The following is a 20,333-nucleotide window of genomic DNA, read 5'->3' on the forward strand; positions in this document are numbered from 1 at the left end:
CATTTTGCAGATTTATTTTGAGAGACGATTCCGGAGAGTGCTATCGCTGGAGTAGCCGGACCAGAAGGACGACGACCATCGAAACCAGCGCAATCAAAATAGGAATGCCGGCCTTCAGCCATAGACTGAACGAGGCGACCTGTCTCTCGAGCGCCTCCATTCGGTGTTCGTGCTGCTCCATAGACGCCTGCGCATGCTTTACCACTTCTCCTATCTCGGTGATCTGCGCGCTCTGGTCCTGGAGCTGGCGGTAGAGTCCCAGGTGCGCCTTGGTGACCTGTCCCAGATCGCCGCGAACGCCCTCGGCCATGGCCACCATCGCAGCTTCATTAGCTTTTTCGGCGGCTGCCTTGGAGTTGAAAAACTTGTCCGCCATCGGCACCAGCCGCGAGATGTGAGGCAGCAACTCAACTAACTGCGCGAATACCTTTGGCCACATACACTGCTCCCGATTTTGCTCTTCTTCTTGTTTCTTGCGACGAAATAACTCAACCCGATGCCTAATCCTAGTTCAGGCGCAATATCTGCTGATCTGAAACAGTCTTTCTCTTCGAGTTCACTACGGCGTGAGCGACGAGTGCTTCTGCCGCCACCGCATGACGAGCGCGACGATCGTTACCAGCAGAATGGCCGTTACGATGCCCTGCGACCAAAGACAGTAGATGCACCACTTCTGCAGAACGTATGCCTCGATGTAGCTAAGAAACGCGGCGAAGAGAAAACCGATCTGAGCGAACTCGAAGACCAGCCACCAGCGGCCCATCAGCGCGAGAACCCCGATGGCTGCGTAGCCTGCGATGCCCAGCATCGCCACGGGAATATGTGAACCGGCCTTAGGGTCTTCGTCGAAGGTGCGGGGAGGAAAGACGGCAAACCGGCTGTGGTTGACCGCGCCGCAGTCGAACTTTTCGGTCACGGCGCAGGGGGGCGCAAGGGCAGGGTCCATGTAGTGGACGCGCAACGCCATGATGGAAACGACAATGCCTGCAACTGCCAGCAACGCAATCAGATACTTCATGGTCTGATTTTACTTGGTTGGACGCAACCGGCTGTAATCGTTTGTCTCTATCGTTCGTCTTACAGTTCATGTTTTCGCGCTCCCTAACGGATCATTCATCGCCTGTTGTTGCGGGCGGGGCAGTTGGGGGCGAGTATCATTGAAGTCAGGAAGACAGGCAGGACCTGCGGGATAGGCCGATAGAACGCGCCCCCTGAGGGCTTGCCGCGGAGAAAAACGATGATCGACAACCGCTTGAATATGAACGGGTATCCCACCACGATTGAGGGCGCACGCGAGGAGACAGCCTCGCTGCTGGCCAAGGTGCTGGGCATTACCTCGCTCGGCTTTTTGATTACGGCCTTCGGCGTTGCAACGGCTCCCCCGTGGAGCACCCTTCCGGGAATGATCGCGGTGCTTGTCCTCGTGCTGGCGATTACCTTTACGCGCAAGGCGAGTCCGGCGCTGGCGCTGGGGCTGTTCCTTACGCTGACGTACTTCATGGGTTGGGAGATCGGCCCGCTGATTCACCGCTACGTTCAGACTGTAGGCTCGACGGTTGTCTTCAACGCGGCGGCAACCACCGGCCTGGGCATGGCGGCCATGGGATGCGTCGCGTATCTGTTCAACATCAACTATCGGCGCATCGCCGGAATTGGTTTCGCCGCTCTGCTGCTGCTGATGCTTGCCGGTATCGCCAGCATCTTCTTCCGCTTCATGACGCCGGATACCTACTCCTGGTTGACGCTGGGGGTCTTTACGCTGCTAACGGTTGGTGACTTTGCCCGCATCCGGGCAGGCGGAGATGGCCGGTCGGCGGTGTCCCTTGCGCTCTCGATCTACCTCGATGCGATCAACATTTTTATGGCGGTTCTGCAGTTGATGGGTGGCCGCCGCAGGAATTAGCTGCGGAGGGTTGCGACTGGCGAAGATGCAGAGCGTGGATCGTCTGAAGATCTCCTGAGACGTTGAACCTTTGGGTTCGTGTGTCTGATCCTTCAGCACGAGGGCAGGGCATTGCTCCCAAAGCCCCGATATTCACGCACAGAGTGCTTTCTATCGAGGTACACTGAGCCGATTCAATGAGGGACTCTACCGGAGGATCAGATGAAGGTTCAGGTCAATAGCGACAAGACAATTGACGTAGACGCGAGTTTGACGGGTTTTGTCGAAGGGGAGGTGAGCCGTGTCCTGGACCGGTTTGCCAAGAGGCTTACGCGAGTCGAGGTCCATCTCGCTGATGTGGATAACAAAAAGACTGGTAAAGCGGACAAACGCTGCCTGGTTGAGGTTCGCCCCGCCGGGGACAAGCCGGTGAGCGCGAACGCAGTCGCTATGACGACGGAGTCCGCAGTTGGGGCGGCCCTGGGAAAGATGCAGCGATTGTTGACCACCTTCTTCGGACGGAGGGGAAGGGCTGCGGAGGAGGTCTCCGGGGATGTTCCGCACGCCGAAGAGGCCGCACCAGTTCTGGCGGCCAAAAAAGCGGCGGCTAGAAAGACTGTTGCCAAAACAGGCAAGAAGGTCGCGGCAAAGAAGGCCGCAGCGAAGAAGGCTGCCGCGAAGAAGCCGACCAAGCTCAGTCCTCGAGGTCCAAAGAAAAAGTTGATCTTCCAGGCCCGGCGGAGGTCTCAACCCTCCCGGTAGCGGCGGAGTTCGTGGCGCGCTGCCTGCGGGCTGTGGAGAAGATGTCAAACTTTTATCGTTGAGTTATTCCGTAGATTTATCATGAAGCGGTGAACTCGACCAGCCGCAGACAGTTTCTCACGATGCTTGGCGCCACTAGCCTCTCGGCAGCCGTTGCGCCTTCGCTTCTTGCTGCATCAGCGTCTGCCGGTGGGCAGGTTCGCGAGCCGTTCACTTTTCTGTTCGTTACCGATGCGCATCTTCAGCCTGAACTGAATGGCGTTGTCGGTACGGATATGGCCTTCAAGAAGGCCCGCGGGGTCAAAGCCGACTTTGCCATCAATGGGGGCGATCACGTCTTCGATGCGCTCGCCGTGCCGAAGCAGCGTGCGCTGACCCTGTTCGACCTCTACGACAAGACCGAACAGGATCTGGGCGTGAAGGTTTACCACACCGTCGGCAATCACGACGTTCTCGGTATCTACCCGGCCAGTGGTATCGCGCAGGACGATCCGCTCTACGGCAAAAAGCTCTTTGAGCAGCGCTTCGGCAAGCTGTACTACTCCTTCGACCACAAGGGCCATCACTTCATCGTGCTGGACTCGATCGGCATCACGCCGGATCGCGCCTACGAGGGCCGCATTGACGCGGCACAGTTGCAGTGGCTGACGGCCGATCTTGCTGTGCTCGCGCCGAGCACACCGGTCATCGTCTCGGTTCATATTCCTCTCGTCACAGCGATCGCGGCATACATGCCCGAACTAGCGGTTGCGCCGCCTCACCACGGCCTGAGTGTCGCCAATGCGAGCCAGGTGCTTGATCTCTTCGCGGGACATAATGTGCTGGGCGTTCTGCAGGGGCATACCCATGTCAACGAAGTGGTTCAGTGGAAGGGCGTGCCGTACATCACGAGTGGAGCGGTGTGCGGCAACTGGTGGCATGGCACGCGTCTGGGCACGCCGGAGGGCTTTACGATCGTCACCGTCGCAGACAATAAGCTGACCACGCACTATGAGCCTTCGGGCTTTCAGTCGGTCGCTCCGCAGAACACCTAAAGAACAATTGCTCTGGGAGGTCTGCTCCCCCTATTGTTTGATTTCTTCATTTTATTACCGTGGTACATTGGTACACATGGCGACATCGAAGAACCTGGTCGAGGTTGAGCGGATTCAGACCGGGGTCCGCATGGAGAAGCGGTTGCTAAAGGTGCTGAAAGCCGTGGCCGAGTTGAAGGATATGAGTCTGGGCGATCTGCTGGAGGGCATTGTGCTTCATGCGTTTGAGGGCAAGTCCGCGTTTTCTCCGCAGACTCTGAAAGAGATTGAGAAGTTGAAGAATATCTATGGCCTGACGCTGCGCGCGTTGGATAGCCATCACTTGAAGGAGCGCAGATGAGAGCAGCCACGTTACTTCCTCTCGCACTGGCCACCGGCGTGGTGAGCGCAGGGCAGCCTATCGCGATGGCGCAAACAGCGGCGTTGCCGGCTCATGTCAGCAATAGTTTTAAGTTCATTGTGCCGGCTCCGTTGAGCCGCGCCTCGGCTCTCTTCGGTCCGGAGGGAGAGCGGTGCTGGGCGGGCAAGCACTGGAAGCCCGAGTTTGTTCATCCTCAACCGGCGCAGGACGTCCAGGGAGCCATCTTTACGGTCCAGCATGGTCTGCATAAGAGCGTGTGGGTAAATACGGTCTTTGATCCGATTGTTGGCCGTATGCAGTATGTGTCCTTCATTCCCGACGCGCTGGTCTTTACGGTCGAGGTGCGACTCTCTGTTCTTGCGCCCTCGAGCACGAAGGTGGAGGTGACCTATGTTCGGACTGCTCTCGACGCAGCCGCGAATGAGGACGTGCTGGCCATGGGGAAGCAAGACGCGGAGAGCGGGCCGGAGTGGCAGAGGTCGATCGAGGAGTGCCTCGCCGCAGAGCGACAGGCTAAGCCGTAGCCGGAGGACGCAGTGATCTTCGGGGTTGCTCTTTCTGAGATCGATAAAGCTCGAGCCGAGCGGACGATCCGCAAACTTGCCGGGCACGACATCTCCCGGTGGGCGTTGACTGGTGGACTTGCCACTGAGATTTACATAGTGCGGTGTGGCGGACCGTTCGAGCTTCGTCCGCTGCACGATATCGACTTCATTGTGCCGTCGTTCGATTGCATACCGAAGAGCCTTTCCAAAGACTTCCTTCTGCGTCACGTTCATCCAGGCGATCCTCCGGGGAAGACGCTGCTGCAATGCGTGGACGAAGAGACCGGGGTTCGGGTGGATGTGTTTCGTGCCTACGGATCGGTGATGAACCGTGTTCATCCGATCGATGGGAAGTTCGAAACAGTTCCAATGATCTCGATGGAAGATCTGACGGCACGAGCGGCCACGCTAAGCTGGAATCTTTGCGAAGGCCAGCCCGTGGCTCCCAAGTACGTTCGAGATTTTTTTAGACTGATGGAGCTTTCGACGACGGAGGCTGTCGAATCGGCCTGGCAGGATCATAGACAAGCACATCGTCCGGAGAGTTTCGAGACGGCGGTGGCTGAGATTCGCAGGGCGTTGGAAGCGCATCGAGAGTTACTCGTCAGCCCGGTTTACTCAACGGACACCAAGGCGCTTTGTGAGCGGTGTGTGGGGAGCGAGGCTCTTCCGCTGGCTGAGGCAAATCGAATTCTCGCGATTCTTGGATACTGTTGAGGCGATCCGAGATCTCGGTAACCGCGCCGGGGAATTAGACTTCGACCTCTCGATTTTGCAGGGCATCGAAAAAATCGATTGAATCGCCCCGATTCCGGGGTATGCTGGGTAGCACTTCAGACGAGGTCCACTTCCGAGCTGTCTCGAGCTGACTTGCGTTCTGCACTTAGGCCCCAATTCCATCTTTCAGGAGTGATGCCATGCAGTGTCCCGTCTGCCACAACGAGGTGGCAACCCAAAATGCATTTTGTAACCATTGCGGTGCGCCCCTTGCCGCGGGTAGTGCTGCGAGTTCAACGGTGCCCCCTCCGCCGGACTATACGAATGTTCCGCCGGCTTACTCTACGGTACCGCCTGCTTATGTTGCAGCGCCGCCAGCCGCAACCAACCCAGGGCTGTCGGAGAATGCAGCGGCGGCCATCGCGTATCTCACGATTATTCCGGCGATTATCTTCCTGGTGCTCGAGCCCTTCAACAAGATGCCGCTGGTACGATTTCACTCGTGGCAGTCGATCGGTCTTTGCGTGGCGGCGTTTGTGCTGCAGCTGCTGATCTCCTTTGGGGAGATACTCCTGCACTTCATTCCGGGGATTGTTCTGCTGTTCTCGCTGGTGCATCTGGTGATAGCGCTCGGCCTTTTTCTGATCTGGCTGTTCCTCATCATCAAGGCCAGCAAGGGCGAGTGGTACAAGCTGCCGATCATTGGCGACTTCGCCGAGAAGCAGGCGCGCGGGTAGATCTTCTGGCCTCGGTTTTTTTGACTCTCGGGAGCGGCATGTCCTCTCTTCGGGGGGCGTAGGCTGTAAGACGTTTTTCCATCACGGCGATGGCCGCGGCGCTCTCGTCAACGAGCAGGAAGCTGCGATCGTGTCTGGCTGCGGCGGCTCCGGTCGTTCCGCTGCCGGCAAAGAAGTCGAGCACTGTGTCGCCTGGGTTGGAGTGGACGCGCACGATCCGCTCGAGGATGCCGAGTGGTTTTTGCGTGGCGTAGCCGGTCTTCTCCTTGCCAGTGGGCGAGACGATGGTGTGCCACCAGACATCGGTGGGGGTCTTGCCGCGGGCTGCTTTGGTGGCGCCGACCAGCCCGGGCGCCATGTAGGGGATGCGGTCGCTCTCATTGAGGTTGAAGGTGTAGCGCTTCGGATCCCTGGTGTACCAGAGGATGTTGTCGTGTTTGGCGGGCCAGCGTTTGGTGGCGCGTGCGCCGTAGTCATAGGCCCAGATGATCTCGTTCTGGAAGCACTCGCGTCCGAAGATCTCGTCGAGCATGACCTTGCAATAGTGAACCTCGCGATAGTCGATGTGGAAGAAGAGGGAGCCGGTGGGCGAGAGGATGCGGTGTGCTTCGACCAGGCGTGGGCGCAGGAAGCCGAGGAAGTCGTCGAAGCGGTCGCCGTAGCCTGTGCCTCCGTTTTGCTGCTCCAGCACTTCGGTGCGGTAGCGTCGGCCGCCGAATCCGACGCGGTCGCCTGCCTCGTCGCGAATGGTCTTCATCTGGGTGCGGCTCTGGCGTTTGCCGGTGTTGAAGGGGGGATCAACGTAGATCAGCTCTACGGAGGCGGCTGCCAACGACTGCAAAACGGTGAGGTTATCTCCCTGCACGATCCGGTTCATGCCAACGGTCTCCGCTCCTAACACTAACGTACCCTTGGTCTCTTCGGCTGCGACGTGTATTGTTCTCCTCGGATGGTTCTGCTGCACACGGCCCCCCGCACGAATATGTCTGCGACTCACCTCATCTACGCCATGCTCAGTCACCGCGGCCGCGTCCGTAAGGGCAATGAAGATACCTGCGCTGCGGCGCCTGAGATCGGGGCGTTCGTCGTCTGCGATGGCATGGGCGGAGCGGCCGCCGGCGAAGTTGCGAGCAATCTGGCTGCCGATACGTTTCTCGCGAATCTTTCTTCGCCGCCAGGTGGGCCCGAAACGTCGTTGACGCCGGAGACGCGTATGAATGCCGCGATTCAGGCAGCCAATCATGCGGTCTATCAGCAGTCCCGCCAGCAGCGGCAGTACAACGGTATGGGCACGACGCTGGTTGCCCTGCTGCACGCGCCAGTGGTCAAAAGCGAGAGCAAGGGGGAGAATGGCAAGGCAGCCACTCGCCGTTCGCCGGCCAGTCATCTGAACTCCCGCGTCACCGATCCTCCGACGCTCTGGCTGGGCCACGTTGGCGACAGCCGCTGCTACCGCCAGCGCCGCGGCAAGCTGGAGCAGCTCACTATCGATCATTCGCTGATCGAGGAGCAGCTTCGCGCCGGGCAGATCACGCTCGATCAGGCGGCACACTCGCCCATGCGCAACCTCATCACACGCGCCATCGGTTCGCAGGCCACGGTACAGCCAGAGATTCAAAGCCATCGTCCCCAGGCGAACGATGTGTACCTGCTTGCGTCTGACGGTCTGACCCACGAGGTGACTGACGAAGAGATCGCGGAGATTCTGACTGCGATCCCCAGGCCGCAGACCGTGGCCGCGCTCACCAAGGCATGCGAAGATCTGATCACGACGGCCAATCGCAACGGCGGCAACGATAACATCACTGTGCTACTGGTCGCCGTCGCTCCCTAGCAGCCGGTGGTGGGTCAGTTTGTAATGAATGACTGAGGTTGCCGAAAAGTGACTTTACGTACGTATAGAGGCGTTAGTCGCTCTCGTGGGCGGGGATCATCTAGACTAACGATCTCGGATAGAGTGTTGTCCAGGAGAGATGCCTTGGGAATGTGGTTGGACGGTAGTGGAGAGAGGCTCAATCAGGCAGAGTTCGAGGTCGAAGTCACCAGTCAATCTGTCAACGTCCGCCTGAACGCATCAATAAAGTCTCCACGAGGAAGATTCTATTGGGCTGCCTTCTTCGTGGCGCTCTGGATAGCAGCGCTTTGCCTGCTCGTGTTTTCCAACGGCAAGCACGGGAATCCGGGTATGTGGCATGACTTCGCAACGTATCCGATCAATTCTTCAGGCTTCATCGTCCCGCTGCTCATACTACTCGGCTGTTCGGCTTTGATGGTGCTTATCAGCTGGCGTTACATCGTGATGGCATATCCTTCGGACGAGATCTTTTACTGTGATCAGTCGACGCTGACAATCTCGAAAGTGCCTTGGCTGGACATTCACAACAAAGACTGGCGGATTCGCTCCTACCCTCTTAACCAGATCACAGGGATCAAATATAAGTCAGTAGCAACAGCAAAAGGAGGCGCTGTCTACGGCCTTCGCTTTAAAGCAGGAGGACGATCAGAGCGCGTTCTCCCCGGTCTAGGAACCCACGATGCCGGCAAAATTCTGAAAGCTGTCAAAGCGTTTGGAATGGATGTGAGCGAATGACACACGCTTTCATGGAGACGAAGTGAAGATTAGGTACGCTGCTTGTGTGGAAGCCCTGCCGCTGTTCCCGCAAACGGGGTTATAGGTAACTAGGTTGCCCCGGATTTCAGATTGACCCAATGCTAGCTGCCCCTGATTCCGTACCTCCCACGCAAGCTGCTACACTGCGAAGTCGTTTGAAACTCCACTATGTCTGATCTGAAAGCTATTAAGACCATTGCAATCCTCGGCGCCGGAACCATGGGCAACGGCATCGCGCACGTCTGTGCCCGCTCCGGCTTCGACGTTATCCTCTACGATCTACAGCAGCCGTTTCTGGATCGCGGGCTCGCTGCCATCGAGAAAAATCTTGCCCGCGAAGTGGCGAAGAACAAGCTCACGCAGCAGCAGGCCGACGAGGCCAGAGCGCGTATCACTCCCACGCTCGACCGTGAGGCGCTTGGCAGTTGCAGCTTTGCCATCGAGGCCGCGACGGAGAAGTTTGCGATCAAGTCGGAGATCTTTCGTGATCTCGACCGCATCCTTCCTGCTGAAGCCATCCTCGCGACGAATACGAGCTCCATCTCGATTACGAAGCTTGCCGCGGTGACGAAGCGTCCTGAGCAGGTGATCGGGATGCACTTCTTCAACCCCGTACCGGTGATGAAGCTGGTGGAGGTCATTCGCGGCCTTGCGACCTCGCAGGCTACCTTTGACGCGGTGCATGCACTCTCGCTGCAACTCGACAAGAAGCCGGTCGAGGTCAATGACGCCGCGGGATTCATCTCAAACCGCGTGCTGATGCCTCTGATCAACGAGGCGATCTACTCGGTGATGGAGGGCGTGGCGACTGCCGAGGCCGTCGATCAGGTCTTCGTGCTCGGCATGGCACATCCGATGGGTCCGCTCACTCTCGCCGACTTTATCGGGCTCGACGTCTGCGCCGATATCATGCGGGTCCTCGCCGACGGGCTTGGCAGCCCGAAGTACAACCCCTGTCCGCTGCTGGTTCGCATGGTCGACGCCGGCTGGCTGGGACGGAAATCAGGACGCGGCTTCTACACCTATCCCACCTCATGAGCAAGATCGGCTCTTGCGGTTCTACACTAATGAGATCAGCCGAAGCCTGAAGCTAGACGCAGCATCCAAAGGAACAGGAGAGACAATGCCCCAGGAGTTTTATTACGAAGACTTTTACGTAGGCCAGAAGTTCAATTCGCTTGGCCAGGCCAAGGTGACTGCCGAAGAGATCAAAGAGTTCGGCAGCAAGTATGACCCGCAGCCGTTTCACCTCGACGAGGCTGCCGGGGAAAACTCCTTCTTCAAGGGTCTCGCGGCCTCGGGCTGGCTTACCGCTGCGATCGTGATGCGCCTTCGCGTGCAGTCGATCACGGTTGCGGGCGGGATGATCGGCGCAGGCGTGGAAGAGATGCGCTGGACCGAGCCGGTTCGCCCGGGCGATTCGCTTCGTACCGAGATCGAGGTTGTCGGCGTTCGGCACTCCAACTCCCGCAAGGAGTTCGGTGTGGTTCGCACCCGCACGCTTGCCTTCAATCAACGCAACGAGGTGGTGATGCGCTCCACAGTCAACTTCCTGGCCCCCGTCCGGCCCACCGTCTAGTAAAAGAACGAGCTTTCAATGACCAGCGAGGATCTGGCTCTTCTCAAATCGAGTATCGACCTCGTCGTCACGCTTGAGACGGTCGAAGGCGAGCGGTTTCCGGCTCAAATTCTCTTCGTCTTCGATGCCGAAGAGACCCCCGATGTCTTTTACCTGAAGGTTGAGCCCGGTCCCAACGGCAACTTCGTCCCGATAGGGACTGGCGGTCATTCGACCCTGCTGGCGGATATCGCCGCGGTTCATCGTCTGGAGTCCTGAAAAGCTGTCCTGCCGGACGGGCCCACTACGCGTGGGGCGGTCACTTCGTGACGTGTGTACCGCTGCGCCTGATCCTCCCGTTGGTCGGAGGAGAAGTTGATTCCGACCAACGGGAGGAGCGAGCGAAGCTTTAAAAAGGCGTGCGAACGCCCGCCCTCCGCGCAGGAGGCCCGTCCGGCAGGACAGCATCTGGGGGGAACCAATCTGGTTACCCTGGCGACATACTCACAACCAATCGGCGTATCCTAACGTGATGATGCGTATGACAGTGCTCGCCTCCGGATCCAAAGGCAACAGCACAGTCATCGCCAGCTCTCGGACGCGCGTTCTGGTCGACGCCGGCCTCTCCTGCCGCGAACTTTTGCGGCGCATGGCCGTCGCGGGGGAAGATCCCGCCAAGCTCGACGCCATCCTCGTTACGCATGAGCATCAGGACCACATTGCAGGCCTTGCGGTTCTTGCACGACGCCTGAAGATCCCTGTCTTCTTTACCGAGCCGACGCACCGTGCCTGGGTTCGCATGCTGACCCCACGCACCACGATGACCTACGCCAAATGGCTCGATCATGTGCAGCGCGAGAAGGAATCCCGCGCCGCTGCCATAGCCGCGAGTACTTCGACTGCGGGCCTGGTCGCCCAGCTTGCCGCGCAGTCCGAGGCGATCGCCAGCGTCTCCTCCAAGACTGCTGCCCTCAACCGCTCCGACGACCCTAACGCCACCCTCGAGCTGCCCGTCGACCCCGATGAGGAGGAGGAGCTTTGCAGCCCGGAGCCGGCGGCACAAAAGGCAGACCCCACCCATCTTCCTGCGGTGGAGTACTTCCACGCCGGCACGCAGTTCTCCATCGGCGACATCGACATCACCCCCTTTACTATTCCGCACGATGCGGCCGATCCCTGCGGCTTTGTCTTCGAGGCCGAGGGCATCCGAATGGCGCTGGCGACCGACCTTGGCTATATGCCTCCTAACGTCAAGGCTGCTCTTAAACGCATTGATGTGCTTCTGCTGGAGTCCAACCACGATCTCGAGATGCTGCGCGACGGCCCATACCCCTGGTCGGTCAAGCAGCGTGTTTTGTCACGGGTTGGCCACCTCTCCAACCATGCGACGGCTGAGTTTCTCGAAAAAGACTACGACGGCGGGGCAGCCTGGATCGTTCTTGGGCACCTGTCGGAGTCCAATAACGCTCCTGAGCTGGCGCGTCTTTCTGCTGAACAGGCGCTAGGTAACCAGCCAATGCTGCTCGGTAACCGGATCGTTCTGGCCGGACAGTCCGTTCCGCTCGATCCCATCACTCTTTAATGCTTCTTTTTCAGTCGTTTAGGGAGGGTATTCTGACGGTTACGATTCGATGAATCCTTTCTTTTCTTCGAGCTATCAAACAGGGTAGAATGGTGACTATAAACCGATGAAAAAGACAGCGTTAGCATTTCCAGTCAACCGCAGAGCCCATAGCCTCGGTTGCATCGATCAGGTGGTGGGAGACATTCTCTCCGGTTGGCGCTACGACATCTCGGGACTCTCTCCGGCCATGCGCACGGACTATGAGCAGCATCTCTCCGACTGCAGTCACTGCCTCCGCCGCCAGCGCATCGCGCGCACCATCGATGTACTTTTGATCAGCGTCAGCTCCCTTTCGATCGTTGCGTTTCTGCTGGCTGCCGTGGTCATTCACCGGGTTGAGGTTGTCACCCATATCAACACCGTTCGGGTTCATCTGAACCAGGCTCATGCGGTTGCCGTGTCACTTGAGGCAGTCGCGATCGTCGGCCTTGTCTTCTCGACTCTGCTCTGGGTGCTGGTTGCCATTGCGACTCCGCTGCCGGGCTTTATCGGCGGCATCGTTCAGCAGCGAATCCCAGCGGACCTCCGCGACCGCTTTACCAAGAACGCCGCCTGAGCAGAGTCACGGGTCTTTATCTGCGGCACTGCCGGTCACCTGCTGCCTCTGATTTTGGCGAACCACTCCCCACTCCCGTACGGCATTTGATAGCGTAGTACAACATCATGTCCTTCCCCACCCCTGAAGGCGAAGTCCTGCCGCCGCACACCGACGCTGCCCCCGCTCAGCCAATCCCCGACTATGAGCGCGAGGCCTCACGGCCCAACTCCCGCGCGCGCGGCTGGAATATCCTTGTCACCCCCGGCACCTACATTCTGCTCGGCATCAACATCGCCGTCTTCTGCTACATGATCCTCCGCGGCGTCTCGCCGAGTAACCCAACGCCCGGCCAGCTGCTTTACTTCGGAGCTACGAACACGGAGTTCATTCTGCATGGCCAGTGGTATCGCTTGCTGACGGCCACCTTCGTTCATGTGGGCCTGTTGCATATCGCGACCAACATGTGGTGCCTGTGGAACCTCGGCCTGCTGGGCGAGCCGCTGCTTGGCCCTTTCGGGCTAATTGCGGTCTATGTCCTTACTGGTGTCGCCGGGAACCTACTCGGTCTCTGCTCCAATGTCATCTTTCACGACTACGGCTCGGTGGGCGCCGGGGCGTCAGGTGCGGTCTTCGGCATTGCGGGCATTCTGATCGTCCTGTTGTCGAACAAGAAGCTTCCCATCCCGGCGTTCGAGCTCAAACGCCTCCGCCGGTCCGTCATCCAATTTGCGGTGTTGAACCTGATCATCGGCATCGGCGCGAACTTTACCAGCATCGTCCGCATCGACAACCACGCCCACATTGGCGGCTTTCTGAGCGGGTTGGCGCTGGGGGTTCCGCTGGTGCCGCGCATGACCTCAGGCCGCACCCGCTACCTCGCGCGCCAGAAGCTCACCTTTGCCGCTGCCGCGTTTCTGCTCTTCCTCTTTGCGTACTTCATCACCAAGCTGCGGTAAGCGAGTTAGCCAGTCAGCGAGTCAGCGGGGAGTTGTACTGATTCACTGCTGGCTGGCTAACTCGCTTACTTGCTATAAGCCTTTGCGGCTGCACGCCAAACAAGAGACGCTATCGCAACCTGGACTCGGCCCAAAATGCCTCGAGCACGCGGGCACACTCTTCAAGGAGAGCCTGCGCGTCGGCATCGAAGGCATTCAGATGCTCGCTCTCTACATCCAGCGTCCCGATGACGAGATCGCCATGTCCATGGGCCAGAACCGGAACGATAATCTCCGCCCGCGTGCTGTCGAACGTCGTCATGTAGCCCGAGTCATCGGCCACATTGCCGGCGTTGACCGTTCTGACTCCGGCAATCGCTCTCGCGGTTAGGCCCTGTGTAATCGGAAAAGCGGGTTGAGACGGCGCGGAGTACCCACTCCACGCAATATTCACGACCAGTCCGCGCTCAAAGTCCACATCATAGATTCCCACCCAACGCCAGGATCCTTCCTTGCGAATGGCATCCGCGATCCGTTTCGCTCTGGTGGAGCGATCGGATTTTTCAGCAGTGATATTCCTGAGCTTATTCAGAAGTTCGCTATTCGGCACCAGTTGATTCCCTCGGTCTGAGTAGAGTAAGGCGAACCTCGTCTTTCGATGAGCGTCAGACTTAGCTAAGCGTCGTCTGGGCGAACTTCCGCACCATGGCCAGCAGCAGCCTACGGTCGCTCTCTGACAAGTGCGCCGAGTAACGCTGCACCTGGGTCAAAAAACGGATCTCTTCCTCGCCCAGGTTCAGCCCCGACATCTCTTTGGCCATCGTCTCTTCGGCGAAGAACTCCGAGAGCTGGAGATCCAGTGCTCGCGCAATCTTCTGGAGTGTCTCGAGCGACGGCACGGTGTGCCCATTCTCTACACGCGAAAGGTAACAGCGCAGCAGCCCGGTCCGCTTCTCGATGTCGCCCTGCGACATGCCTTTTTGCAGCCGATATCCGCGAATCGTAGAACCGATATTCATCGAGATGGAAAGAGCCTCAATCGACTCGTTCGCCAGATCAACAGGTATTGTTTGCATGTCAGCCATTAGCCACAAAGTAAACAGCCGCAACGAGTTGGTCAATGGCTAACTTTGGGGATCAGGGCAACTCCGAACCATCCCAGGTTCATGACAGGCAGTTACCGGCCAAACCCTGAAGCCTTACTTGAACCCTCGCCCAGGCAGGGAACCGCCCCCGGCATTATCGAATCGGTTACTAACCTAGTCTCGTCGCGGACGGCCCTTGCGAAGGCCAATTACACCCCGACCCATCGGTACACGCTGCACAGATCCTCCGGCGAGGCTACGTGGTCCGCCGCCGCGTCCTCTTCTGACAGCTCCACGGTCCCGGTCCATAGAAGCCTGAAGCCGGCATGAGCCTCCAGCAGCTCGCCTGCCTCGGGGTTGAAGTAGATGACGTCCAGCAGACCCGGCCTGCCCGCAAATTCAGCCTCCAGCCGCTCGATCAGACGCTTTACCACCGGAGCCGCGAACGGATTGAAGAGGTAGAGCAGGCACGGCCCGTCCGGAAACGAGAACTCTATCGCGTCCTGGTGGAGAATCCGCACCGGACACACCGCTCGCCCCGCACCGATCGCACCAGTCCAGGCGGCCAGGTTCGACTCCGCGGTCTTGGCCAGCGAGGCGTTCAACTCCACCCCGATCACCTGCCGAAACGAAAACTCCGAGGCCATCATCACCGCGCGACCCTTCCCGCAGCCCAGATCGACGAAGCTGTACTGAGAGATCGCGGCGTGCTCAGAGTCGGAGATCCAATCCTCGACCACGCGCCGAAACCGCGAGGGAGCCATGCCGTAGTAGGCAGTATTGAAGACGTCGTTCTTATGCCCCGTGCGCAGGTCGCCACCGCCGATCAGGCCGCTGGTGTCGACGCCGTAGCGTTGATCGAAGGGATGCAGCACCGGCTTTTCCAGACCCGCGGCGCCCTCCTGATGCTGCAGGCGGCCCAGTGCGGTACGCATCGTTCCCGCCAGCCCGCGCTGCGCCAGCGACCATCGCAGCTTCGACCATGCGGTGTTGAGTCTCGTCATTGAATTTTGTGTCTGCGTCAGGATCTACGAAACGATGAGCCGGCCGCTTCATCTCTCGATAGAAGTTTAGTGCAGCTCCCAATGCAGCGCAGGATCGACCAGCGTCTGCAGCAGAAAGTTATTTTTTGGCGGCGACCAGTGGGCCACCCGGCGCAGCAGTGAGACAAACAGCGACCGCTTCGCCACCACAATATCGACCGCCTTCTCGGAGACGAACGCGTGCCGCATCGAGTGCGGAGTTCCTCCTTCGAAGTACAGCCTGCCGGTTCCGATTTTAATCTCGTGCTCGATCAGGTACGCGCGGATCACCGTTCCAACCGAGTATCGTTCGAGCCCTCCGCGATTCATCTGCCAGTCAATCTCCGACACGCCATGATGTCTCCTGCCGCCCAGCAGGCTGATCCACTGGCCGTCCGGCCGCTTCACACCAACGCAGAACAACCCGTCCAGCGCCTTCATGGAGCTGTATCGCCGCTCGAGCACGTCCTCGGAGATGGGATGGGTCGACGCCTCGTTCAATTCGATCAGCTGAGCCTTGTTCAGCATGCTCTTCACGTCGCCTTCGAAGATGCATCCCAGCTCAGCCTCGGCCTTGCGGCGGTAGTACCGCAGATTTCGCCGGGTGTGCTTGCCCATGGCGGCCAGCGTCTCATCCACCGTCTTCTCCAGCACAATGGTCGCCCCCACCTCGCGGGTCTGCGTCGTCCACAGGCGCTTCTCATCCCCGGGAACCGAGCCGTCGAAACACGCCGACCACGTCTCATCGCCCTCGCCCGAGTAGCTGAGCATCACCACCTGCGCGCCATTGGTCATTAGGTAGCGGCCTACGTTGGCGGAGATTCTGGTCCGCTCGGCAGGCGGCGCAATCACGGCCCTGCTGCCGTTGAAGTCGCTTGTGGTGAAGACCCGCGACGGCATCCCCAGCACCTTGTACTCATAGACCAGCACGGCGCCCTTCAGGTCTTCGGCCCGCAGCTCAGTAACGGTTAAGTCCCGACGCTTTCCTGCCAGCACTAGGTAGGGAATCTTCTTCAGATTGTCGGTTCCGGTCAGGAAGTACTCCAGGTAATCCATCGCTCCGGTCTGTTCGCAGAGCGCGCTCAAACGGATTAGGACTGGCTGCATGCGCAGAATCGCCTCTCGCCCACGCAGAACGAGAAGGTGCGCAGCATCCAGATCACTCCCCAATAGGTCTTTTGCTTCATCTCTGGTCGACAGCATAAGTTACTTCGTGAACCGAGGATCTTGGTACTCGAACGTCAGGTATTTACTTGCGGTACGACAGATAGGATCTGGTCTCTGGTGATAAGGCAGTCCAGTCTGTGGAACAGGCTTTTGCCAGTTCCAAGTAGTTGCTGATTGAAACAAATCAAAGACATTTTTCGGGAGACGAATCACGCGATAGCTGAAAGGCTTACGCCGAATCAATCAGATTGGATCTCTGATTCAACAATTGTGGCAATCACTCTGGACCCGGACCTGCTTCAAAGGCTCCCTGCAACCTCTTTGAGAGAGGCAACCCAAACAGCTCTGGACGGGGTGCAAAAGATCAACCTCAAAACTCAAAAAAGAAAATCGAACCATAAATCACGTACTGGAAAGACTTTACAGCAAGTACTCGGCGAAACTATGAATAAATTTTGTCGCTGCCAAGGGTACCCATAGACGGGTTACCCCATGTACATTCCGCCGTTTACGTCCAGCGTGTGCCCGGTAATATAGCTGGCCTCCTCCGACGCAAGGAACGCAACCGCATGAGCCACCTCAACGTCGGTTCCAACTCGTCCCAGCGGAATGAACTGCGCATTCATCGCCTTCTGCTCGGCGGTAAGGACCTCGGTCATCGCCGTCTCGATAAATCCTGGCGCCACCGCATTCACCGTAATGGTCCGGCTCGCCAACTCGCGTGCCAGCGACTTGGTCAACCCGATCAGCCCCGCCTTCGAGGCAGCATAGTTCGCCTGCCCCGCCTGTCCCGTCTCCCCCACCACCGAGGTCACGTTGACGATTCGCCCCCACCGGCCCTTCACCATCTGCGACATCACCGCCTGCGTCATCAGGAACGCGCCCGTCAGGTTGGTCGTCAGCACATCGTCCCAATCCTTCCGCTTCATGCGCAGCGATAAGATGTCCCGCGTGATGCCGGCGTTATTCACCAGAATATGCACGGCGCCAAAGTGCGCAATCACCGCCTTCGCGCACTCCTTGATCGACTCCTCGTTTGAAACATCGAGCGCAAACGCGTGCGCCTTTCCACCGGCAGCCGCAATCTCCGCGGCAACGTCGCCCAGCTTCTCGAGATTCCTCGCCGCTAGCGCCACCGTCGCTCCCGCCCGCGCCAACTCCAGCGCACATGCGCGCCCAATCCCCTGCGAAGCTCCCGTCACCAACGCAACACGTCCTGCCGAAATACTCATGACTCTCCTTGCAGCAAACTCACTCATTATACGAATCGGCCTGGGCCTTCTCCGAGCGGTCTTCCCGCAGCGACCAGATGTAAACATGCAGCTCCCGGGCGAAGTGCAGAACCGGCGCACGATCGGACAGCGCGATGCCATGGGCCGCAGGCAGTTCGTTCACACGAATCTCCGCCTCGGCCCGCTTCAGCGGCCACGGAAGATGATGGATGTGCCCCACCAGCACCCTCCCTCCATGCGGAGTAAACAGGCAGTAGCGCTCCGTCAAAAAATGCTCCAATGTGCCGTCGACACTCGGCCCTGCGACCTTACCTAGTCCGCGATAGCTTGCTTCAAACCGTACGCTCTGCTTCGACATCAGCCTTTTGCTTCTGTAATCGATCGTTCCATTCGCCGAAACCTCTCGCTGCATGTTGGCCAAAAAGTACGGCAGATGAAAGAGTGTCCGCGCCCCCATCACAGCCAGCGCACTCGCGGCATCGAGCGAGAAAAAATATACGCCACGCAGGCCAGTGACCCGCGAACGCGCATAGGTCCGCAGATTCAACTCGCAAAACTTCCCAGCACTCGGAACAGCGACGCATCTCTCGCCCACCGCCCGCGTCCGTACCTGATCCATCCAGAAAGGCACTACACCCACCCACGCCCATCCGTCGAAGCTGTCAACCTCCAGCCCTGCTGGCAGCAGCCGCGCCATCGCGTCCACCGCAATCGGCCAGTGCGCGAACAGCAGGTCGTTCCACCGCTGCGCCATGCGCCATCTCCCTGCAGGCAGTTCATAGGGACGGTGATCCAGCGCCTTCAAAACATCCATTTCCCAAGCATAGTCGTCCCCGAAACACCCGTCGGAAGCCCAGCTTCACGGGATCAAGTATCCTGAGTCTCACCATGCCAGCGACCCACAACCCAGAGAACAAAATCGATAGCCACGCGACCTCCTCCCCCGCGAATGCCCCGGCCGCGCACCCCCCCGCGAGCGAGACCGACGTCTACGCCATCCACGGCGCCGATCCCGAGGTCCTCGCCTACGCCATGGCCAAGTACTCCCGCTCCGCCCTCACCATGAAGGAGTCCCTCGCCGAGATCAGCTCCCAGCGCGCCGAGCAGTTCCTCAATACCTTCTACTTCGCCTACGGCCATCGTTCCATCGCCGACCTCGCCCACATCCCCTTCGCCATCGAGCGTCTCTCTCTGCTCGCTGCGATCGAACTCGTAGACGAGACACGCTGGGACGGCCAGGAGCGCTCCACCCGCTACCAGAACTTCCGCCTCTCCGGCTGGTTCACTCCTGCCCTCGGCGACGAAACCTCAACCTTCACCGCCGCCGTCGAGCGCCTCTTCACCACCTACGACAAGGTCAGCGCCGGCATGCTCACCACGCTCAAGGCCGCCATCCCGCAGCCTGAATCGATGAAGCCCGACGCCTATGAGCGTACCCTCAAGGCCCGCGCCTTTGACGTCGCCCGCTATTTCCTCCCCCTTGCGACCAACACCTCGCTCGGCCAGATCGTCAACGCCCGCACCCTCGAAACTCAGGTCTCCCGCCTGCTCACCAGCGACTTCGCCGAGATCCGCCAGCTAGGCGAAAAGCTTCGCACCGCAGCCTCCGAGCCCGCATGGAACGTCCAGCATGCTGCCGGCGAGGTCCTCTGCGAAGAGATCGCCTCCCTTGACGCTGACTGCGGCGAGCGCGCCCACGAAGCTTTCCTGCGCCCCGTCAAAGCTGCGCCCACGCTGGTCAAATACGCCACCCCCAACGACTACCAGCGCGAGACCCGCAGCGAACTCGCCCACGCCGCGAAGCTCCTCATGGGCAGCCAGCCCATCGCTTCCGCGCCTGTCGTCGATCTACTCGACGGCGACGAGCCCCTTGAAGTCGAACTCGCCACTTCGCTCCTCTACCCGCACAGCCACTACCCCTACCGCCAGCTCCGTAATCAGGTCGCCGCCCTCAGCGCTAACCAGCGCGGCGAGATCATTTCCCTTGGCGCCAAACACCGCGGCCGCCACGACGAACTCCTTCGCAGCTTCTCCTCCGGACACAGCCTCCGCTTCGACATCCTCATGGACATCGGCGGCTTCCGCGACATGCATCGCCATCGCCGCTGCGTCCAGCTCCTGCAGCCCTACACCGACCTCCACGGCTACGACGAGCCCATCTGCCCCGGCCAGCCCACTCTCGCCGAAGCCGGCCTCGAAACCCTTTACAGCGAGACCCTCGCCGCCACCTACGCGACCTACCGCAGCCTGCGCGACAGCAGCGTCCCCGAGGCCGCGCAATCCGCCCAGTACATACTCCCGCTGGCCACCCGCTGCCGCTCGCTCTTCAAGATGGACTTCGCCGAGGCCCTCTACATCTCCGAACTCCGCAGCGGCATCGCCGGCCACTTCAGCTATCGCCGCGTCGCCTGGGAGATGTACAAAGCGGTCGCCAAAAAGCACCCTTCGCTGGCCCAGTACTTCCGCATCGAAGACGTCAACGAGCCCGTGGATCTGTTGCGGCGATAAGACTACCTCGCGGCC

At 59.4% G+C, this 20,333-nt stretch carries 25 protein-coding genes; 16 read left to right on the top strand and 9 right to left on the bottom strand.

Translation table 11 applies throughout. From position 1 onward, the window contains the following. Nucleotides 1-40: 40 nt before the first annotated feature. On the bottom strand, nt 41-439 hold the full coding sequence (locus HDF08_RS03310) for a hypothetical protein (protein WP_179637183.1): 399 nt from the start codon (nt 437-439) through the stop codon (nt 41-43). 120 nt (nt 440-559) lie between these two features. Continuing rightward, on the bottom strand, nt 560-1,018 hold the full coding sequence (locus HDF08_RS03315; RefSeq protein WP_179637184.1) for a vitamin K epoxide reductase family protein: 459 nt from the start codon (nt 1,016-1,018) through the stop codon (nt 560-562). Nucleotides 1,019-1,237: 219 nt separating this feature from the next. Here HDF08_RS03315 and HDF08_RS03320 point away from each other — a divergent pair, with 219 nt between their 5' ends. The 7 genes from HDF08_RS03320 (at nt 1,238) to HDF08_RS03350 (ending at nt 6,038) form a co-directional block, all read left to right on the top strand. After that, complete coding sequence (locus tag HDF08_RS03320; RefSeq protein ID WP_179637185.1) at nt 1,238-1,903, top strand: Bax inhibitor-1/YccA family protein; 666 nt, start codon at nt 1,238-1,240, stop codon at nt 1,901-1,903. A gap of 201 nt (nt 1,904-2,104) precedes the next feature. Beyond that, nucleotides 2,105-2,644 carry an HPF/RaiA family ribosome-associated protein gene (locus HDF08_RS03325; protein WP_179637186.1) on the top strand — a complete coding sequence of 180 codons (540 nt, stop codon included), beginning with the start codon at nt 2,105-2,107 and terminating at the stop codon, nt 2,642-2,644. Nucleotides 2,645-2,733: 89 nt separating this feature from the next. Continuing rightward, nucleotides 2,734-3,678 (top strand): metallophosphoesterase family protein, encoded by a 945-nt coding sequence (locus HDF08_RS03330; protein ID WP_373563113.1) that lies wholly within the window; start codon nt 2,734-2,736, stop codon nt 3,676-3,678. A 76-nt stretch (nt 3,679-3,754) separates the two neighbouring features. Beyond that, a complete protein-coding gene (locus HDF08_RS03335; RefSeq protein WP_179637187.1) occupies nt 3,755-4,018 on the top strand; it encodes a hypothetical protein in 264 nt (87 codons plus the stop codon). Next, nucleotides 4,015-4,563 (top strand): hypothetical protein, encoded by a 549-nt coding sequence (locus HDF08_RS03340; protein ID WP_179637188.1) that lies wholly within the window; start codon nt 4,015-4,017, stop codon nt 4,561-4,563. The genes HDF08_RS03335 and HDF08_RS03340 overlap by 4 nt, the downstream gene beginning before the upstream one ends. Before the next feature lie 12 nt (nt 4,564-4,575). Then, nucleotides 4,576-5,301 (top strand): hypothetical protein, encoded by a 726-nt coding sequence (locus tag HDF08_RS03345; protein WP_179637189.1) that lies wholly within the window; start codon nt 4,576-4,578, stop codon nt 5,299-5,301. Nucleotides 5,302-5,600: 299 nt separating this feature from the next. Further along, nucleotides 5,601-6,038: a DUF4870 domain-containing protein gene (locus tag HDF08_RS03350; protein WP_179637190.1), complete on the top strand. Its 438-nt coding sequence runs from the start codon at nt 5,601-5,603 to the stop codon at nt 6,036-6,038. On the opposite strand, the gene HDF08_RS03355 is transcribed toward HDF08_RS03350, so the two are convergent. After that, on the bottom strand, nt 6,001-6,915 hold the full coding sequence (locus HDF08_RS03355; protein ID WP_179637191.1) for a DNA-methyltransferase: 915 nt from the start codon (nt 6,913-6,915) through the stop codon (nt 6,001-6,003). The two genes, HDF08_RS03350 and HDF08_RS03355, sit on opposite strands and share 38 nt — an antisense overlap. 105 nt (nt 6,916-7,020) lie before the next feature. Between HDF08_RS03355 and HDF08_RS03360 the strand changes: the two genes are divergently transcribed. From HDF08_RS03360 to HDF08_RS03395, 8 genes are all read left to right on the top strand, one after another. After that, nucleotides 7,021-7,872 carry a PP2C family protein-serine/threonine phosphatase gene (locus HDF08_RS03360; RefSeq protein WP_179638756.1) on the top strand — a complete coding sequence of 284 codons (852 nt, stop codon included), beginning with the start codon at nt 7,021-7,023 and terminating at the stop codon, nt 7,870-7,872. Between the two features lie 144 nt (nt 7,873-8,016). Continuing rightward, on the top strand, nt 8,017-8,628 hold the full coding sequence (locus tag HDF08_RS03365; RefSeq protein WP_179637192.1) for a hypothetical protein: 612 nt from the start codon (nt 8,017-8,019) through the stop codon (nt 8,626-8,628). A gap of 189 nt (nt 8,629-8,817) precedes the next feature. After that, complete coding sequence (locus tag HDF08_RS03370) at nt 8,818-9,687, top strand: 3-hydroxybutyryl-CoA dehydrogenase (RefSeq protein ID WP_179637193.1); 870 nt, start codon at nt 8,818-8,820, stop codon at nt 9,685-9,687. A gap of 85 nt (nt 9,688-9,772) precedes the next feature. After that, complete coding sequence (locus tag HDF08_RS03375) at nt 9,773-10,228, top strand: MaoC family dehydratase (protein WP_179637194.1); 456 nt, start codon at nt 9,773-9,775, stop codon at nt 10,226-10,228. Nucleotides 10,229-10,246: 18 nt separating this feature from the next. Further along, nucleotides 10,247-10,486 carry a hypothetical protein gene (locus tag HDF08_RS03380; RefSeq protein WP_179637195.1) on the top strand — a complete coding sequence of 80 codons (240 nt, stop codon included), beginning with the start codon at nt 10,247-10,249 and terminating at the stop codon, nt 10,484-10,486. Nucleotides 10,487-10,739: 253 nt separating this feature from the next. Further along, a complete protein-coding gene (locus HDF08_RS03385) occupies nt 10,740-11,789 on the top strand; it encodes an MBL fold metallo-hydrolase (RefSeq protein ID WP_179637196.1) in 1,050 nt (349 codons plus the stop codon). Between the two features lie 106 nt (nt 11,790-11,895). Continuing rightward, on the top strand, nt 11,896-12,387 hold the full coding sequence (locus HDF08_RS03390) for a hypothetical protein (protein WP_179637197.1): 492 nt from the start codon (nt 11,896-11,898) through the stop codon (nt 12,385-12,387). A 107-nt stretch (nt 12,388-12,494) separates the two neighbouring features. Next, the gene (locus tag HDF08_RS03395; protein ID WP_218884486.1) at nt 12,495-13,325 is read left to right on the top strand and encodes a rhomboid family intramembrane serine protease; all 831 of its coding nucleotides are present in this window, start codon (nt 12,495-12,497) and stop codon (nt 13,323-13,325) included. 109 nt (nt 13,326-13,434) lie between these two features. Here HDF08_RS03395 and HDF08_RS03400 read toward each other — a convergent pair whose 3' ends face one another. The 6 genes from HDF08_RS03400 to HDF08_RS03425 all read right to left on the bottom strand — a co-directional run bounded on the left by HDF08_RS03400 (nt 13,435) and on the right by HDF08_RS03425 (nt 18,564). Continuing rightward, on the bottom strand, nt 13,435-13,914 hold the full coding sequence (locus tag HDF08_RS03400) for a GAF domain-containing protein (RefSeq protein ID WP_373563114.1): 480 nt from the start codon (nt 13,912-13,914) through the stop codon (nt 13,435-13,437). A 61-nt stretch (nt 13,915-13,975) separates the two neighbouring features. Beyond that, a complete protein-coding gene (locus HDF08_RS03405; RefSeq protein ID WP_179585397.1) occupies nt 13,976-14,380 on the bottom strand; it encodes a helix-turn-helix domain-containing protein in 405 nt (134 codons plus the stop codon). 218 nt (nt 14,381-14,598) lie between these two features. Continuing rightward, nucleotides 14,599-15,393: a class I SAM-dependent methyltransferase gene (locus HDF08_RS03410; RefSeq protein WP_179637199.1), complete on the bottom strand. Its 795-nt coding sequence runs from the start codon at nt 15,391-15,393 to the stop codon at nt 14,599-14,601. Between the two features lie 66 nt (nt 15,394-15,459). Then, nucleotides 15,460-16,614, bottom strand: a complete 1,155-nt coding sequence (locus HDF08_RS03415) for a GNAT family N-acetyltransferase (RefSeq protein WP_179637200.1) — start codon at nt 16,612-16,614, stop codon at nt 15,460-15,462. A gap of 449 nt (nt 16,615-17,063) precedes the next feature. After that, nucleotides 17,064-17,810, bottom strand: a complete 747-nt coding sequence (gene fabG, locus HDF08_RS03420) for a 3-oxoacyl-[acyl-carrier-protein] reductase (RefSeq protein WP_179637201.1) — start codon at nt 17,808-17,810, stop codon at nt 17,064-17,066. A 19-nt stretch (nt 17,811-17,829) separates the two neighbouring features. Continuing rightward, nucleotides 17,830-18,564 carry a YqjF family protein gene (locus HDF08_RS03425; RefSeq protein ID WP_179637202.1) on the bottom strand — a complete coding sequence of 245 codons (735 nt, stop codon included), beginning with the start codon at nt 18,562-18,564 and terminating at the stop codon, nt 17,830-17,832. A gap of 134 nt (nt 18,565-18,698) precedes the next feature. Here HDF08_RS03425 and HDF08_RS03430 point away from each other — a divergent pair, with 134 nt between their 5' ends. Then, on the top strand, nt 18,699-20,318 hold the full coding sequence (locus tag HDF08_RS03430; RefSeq protein ID WP_179637203.1) for an FAD-dependent thymidylate synthase: 1,620 nt from the start codon (nt 18,699-18,701) through the stop codon (nt 20,316-20,318). The last annotated feature ends 15 nt before the right edge of the window (nt 20,319-20,333 follow it).

It is taken from the genome of Tunturiibacter empetritectus, from assembly GCF_013410875.1.
GTDB classification, from domain to species: domain Bacteria; phylum Acidobacteriota; class Terriglobia; order Terriglobales; family Acidobacteriaceae; genus Edaphobacter; species Edaphobacter empetritectus.

Excerpts from the sequence above, each read along its gene's own strand:
- HDF08_RS03310 (WP_179637183.1), bottom strand. The coding sequence starts at position 439 with ATGTGGCCAAAGGTATTCGCGCAGTTAGTTGAGTTGCTGCCTCACATC.
- HDF08_RS03315 (WP_179637184.1), bottom strand. The coding sequence starts at position 1,018 with ATGAAGTATCTGATTGCGTTGCTGGCAGTTGCAGGCATTGTCGTTTCC.
- HDF08_RS03320 (WP_179637185.1), top strand. The coding sequence starts at position 1,238 with ATGATCGACAACCGCTTGAATATGAACGGGTATCCCACCACGATTGAG.
- HDF08_RS03325 (WP_179637186.1), top strand. The coding sequence starts at position 2,105 with ATGAAGGTTCAGGTCAATAGCGACAAGACAATTGACGTAGACGCGAGT.
- HDF08_RS03335 (WP_179637187.1), top strand. The coding sequence starts at position 3,755 with ATGGCGACATCGAAGAACCTGGTCGAGGTTGAGCGGATTCAGACCGGG.
- HDF08_RS03340 (WP_179637188.1), top strand. The coding sequence starts at position 4,015 with ATGAGAGCAGCCACGTTACTTCCTCTCGCACTGGCCACCGGCGTGGTG.
- HDF08_RS03355 (WP_179637191.1), bottom strand. The coding sequence starts at position 6,915 with ATGAACCGGATCGTGCAGGGAGATAACCTCACCGTTTTGCAGTCGTTG.
- HDF08_RS03360 (WP_179638756.1), top strand. The coding sequence starts at position 7,021 with ATGTCTGCGACTCACCTCATCTACGCCATGCTCAGTCACCGCGGCCGC.
- HDF08_RS03370 (WP_179637193.1), top strand. The coding sequence starts at position 8,818 with ATGTCTGATCTGAAAGCTATTAAGACCATTGCAATCCTCGGCGCCGGA.
- HDF08_RS03375 (WP_179637194.1), top strand. The coding sequence starts at position 9,773 with ATGCCCCAGGAGTTTTATTACGAAGACTTTTACGTAGGCCAGAAGTTC.
- HDF08_RS03380 (WP_179637195.1), top strand. The coding sequence starts at position 10,247 with ATGACCAGCGAGGATCTGGCTCTTCTCAAATCGAGTATCGACCTCGTC.
- HDF08_RS03385 (WP_179637196.1), top strand. The coding sequence starts at position 10,740 with ATGATGCGTATGACAGTGCTCGCCTCCGGATCCAAAGGCAACAGCACA.
- HDF08_RS03390 (WP_179637197.1), top strand. The coding sequence starts at position 11,896 with ATGAAAAAGACAGCGTTAGCATTTCCAGTCAACCGCAGAGCCCATAGC.
- HDF08_RS03395 (WP_218884486.1), top strand. The coding sequence starts at position 12,495 with ATGTCCTTCCCCACCCCTGAAGGCGAAGTCCTGCCGCCGCACACCGAC.
- HDF08_RS03405 (WP_179585397.1), bottom strand. The coding sequence starts at position 14,380 with ATGCAAACAATACCTGTTGATCTGGCGAACGAGTCGATTGAGGCTCTT.
- HDF08_RS03410 (WP_179637199.1), bottom strand. The coding sequence starts at position 15,393 with ATGACGAGACTCAACACCGCATGGTCGAAGCTGCGATGGTCGCTGGCG.
- HDF08_RS03415 (WP_179637200.1), bottom strand. The coding sequence starts at position 16,614 with ATGCTGTCGACCAGAGATGAAGCAAAAGACCTATTGGGGAGTGATCTG.
- fabG (WP_179637201.1), bottom strand. The coding sequence starts at position 17,810 with ATGAGTATTTCGGCAGGACGTGTTGCGTTGGTGACGGGAGCTTCGCAG.
- HDF08_RS03425 (WP_179637202.1), bottom strand. The coding sequence starts at position 18,564 with ATGGCGCAGCGGTGGAACGACCTGCTGTTCGCGCACTGGCCGATTGCG.
- HDF08_RS03430 (WP_179637203.1), top strand. The coding sequence starts at position 18,699 with ATGCCAGCGACCCACAACCCAGAGAACAAAATCGATAGCCACGCGACC.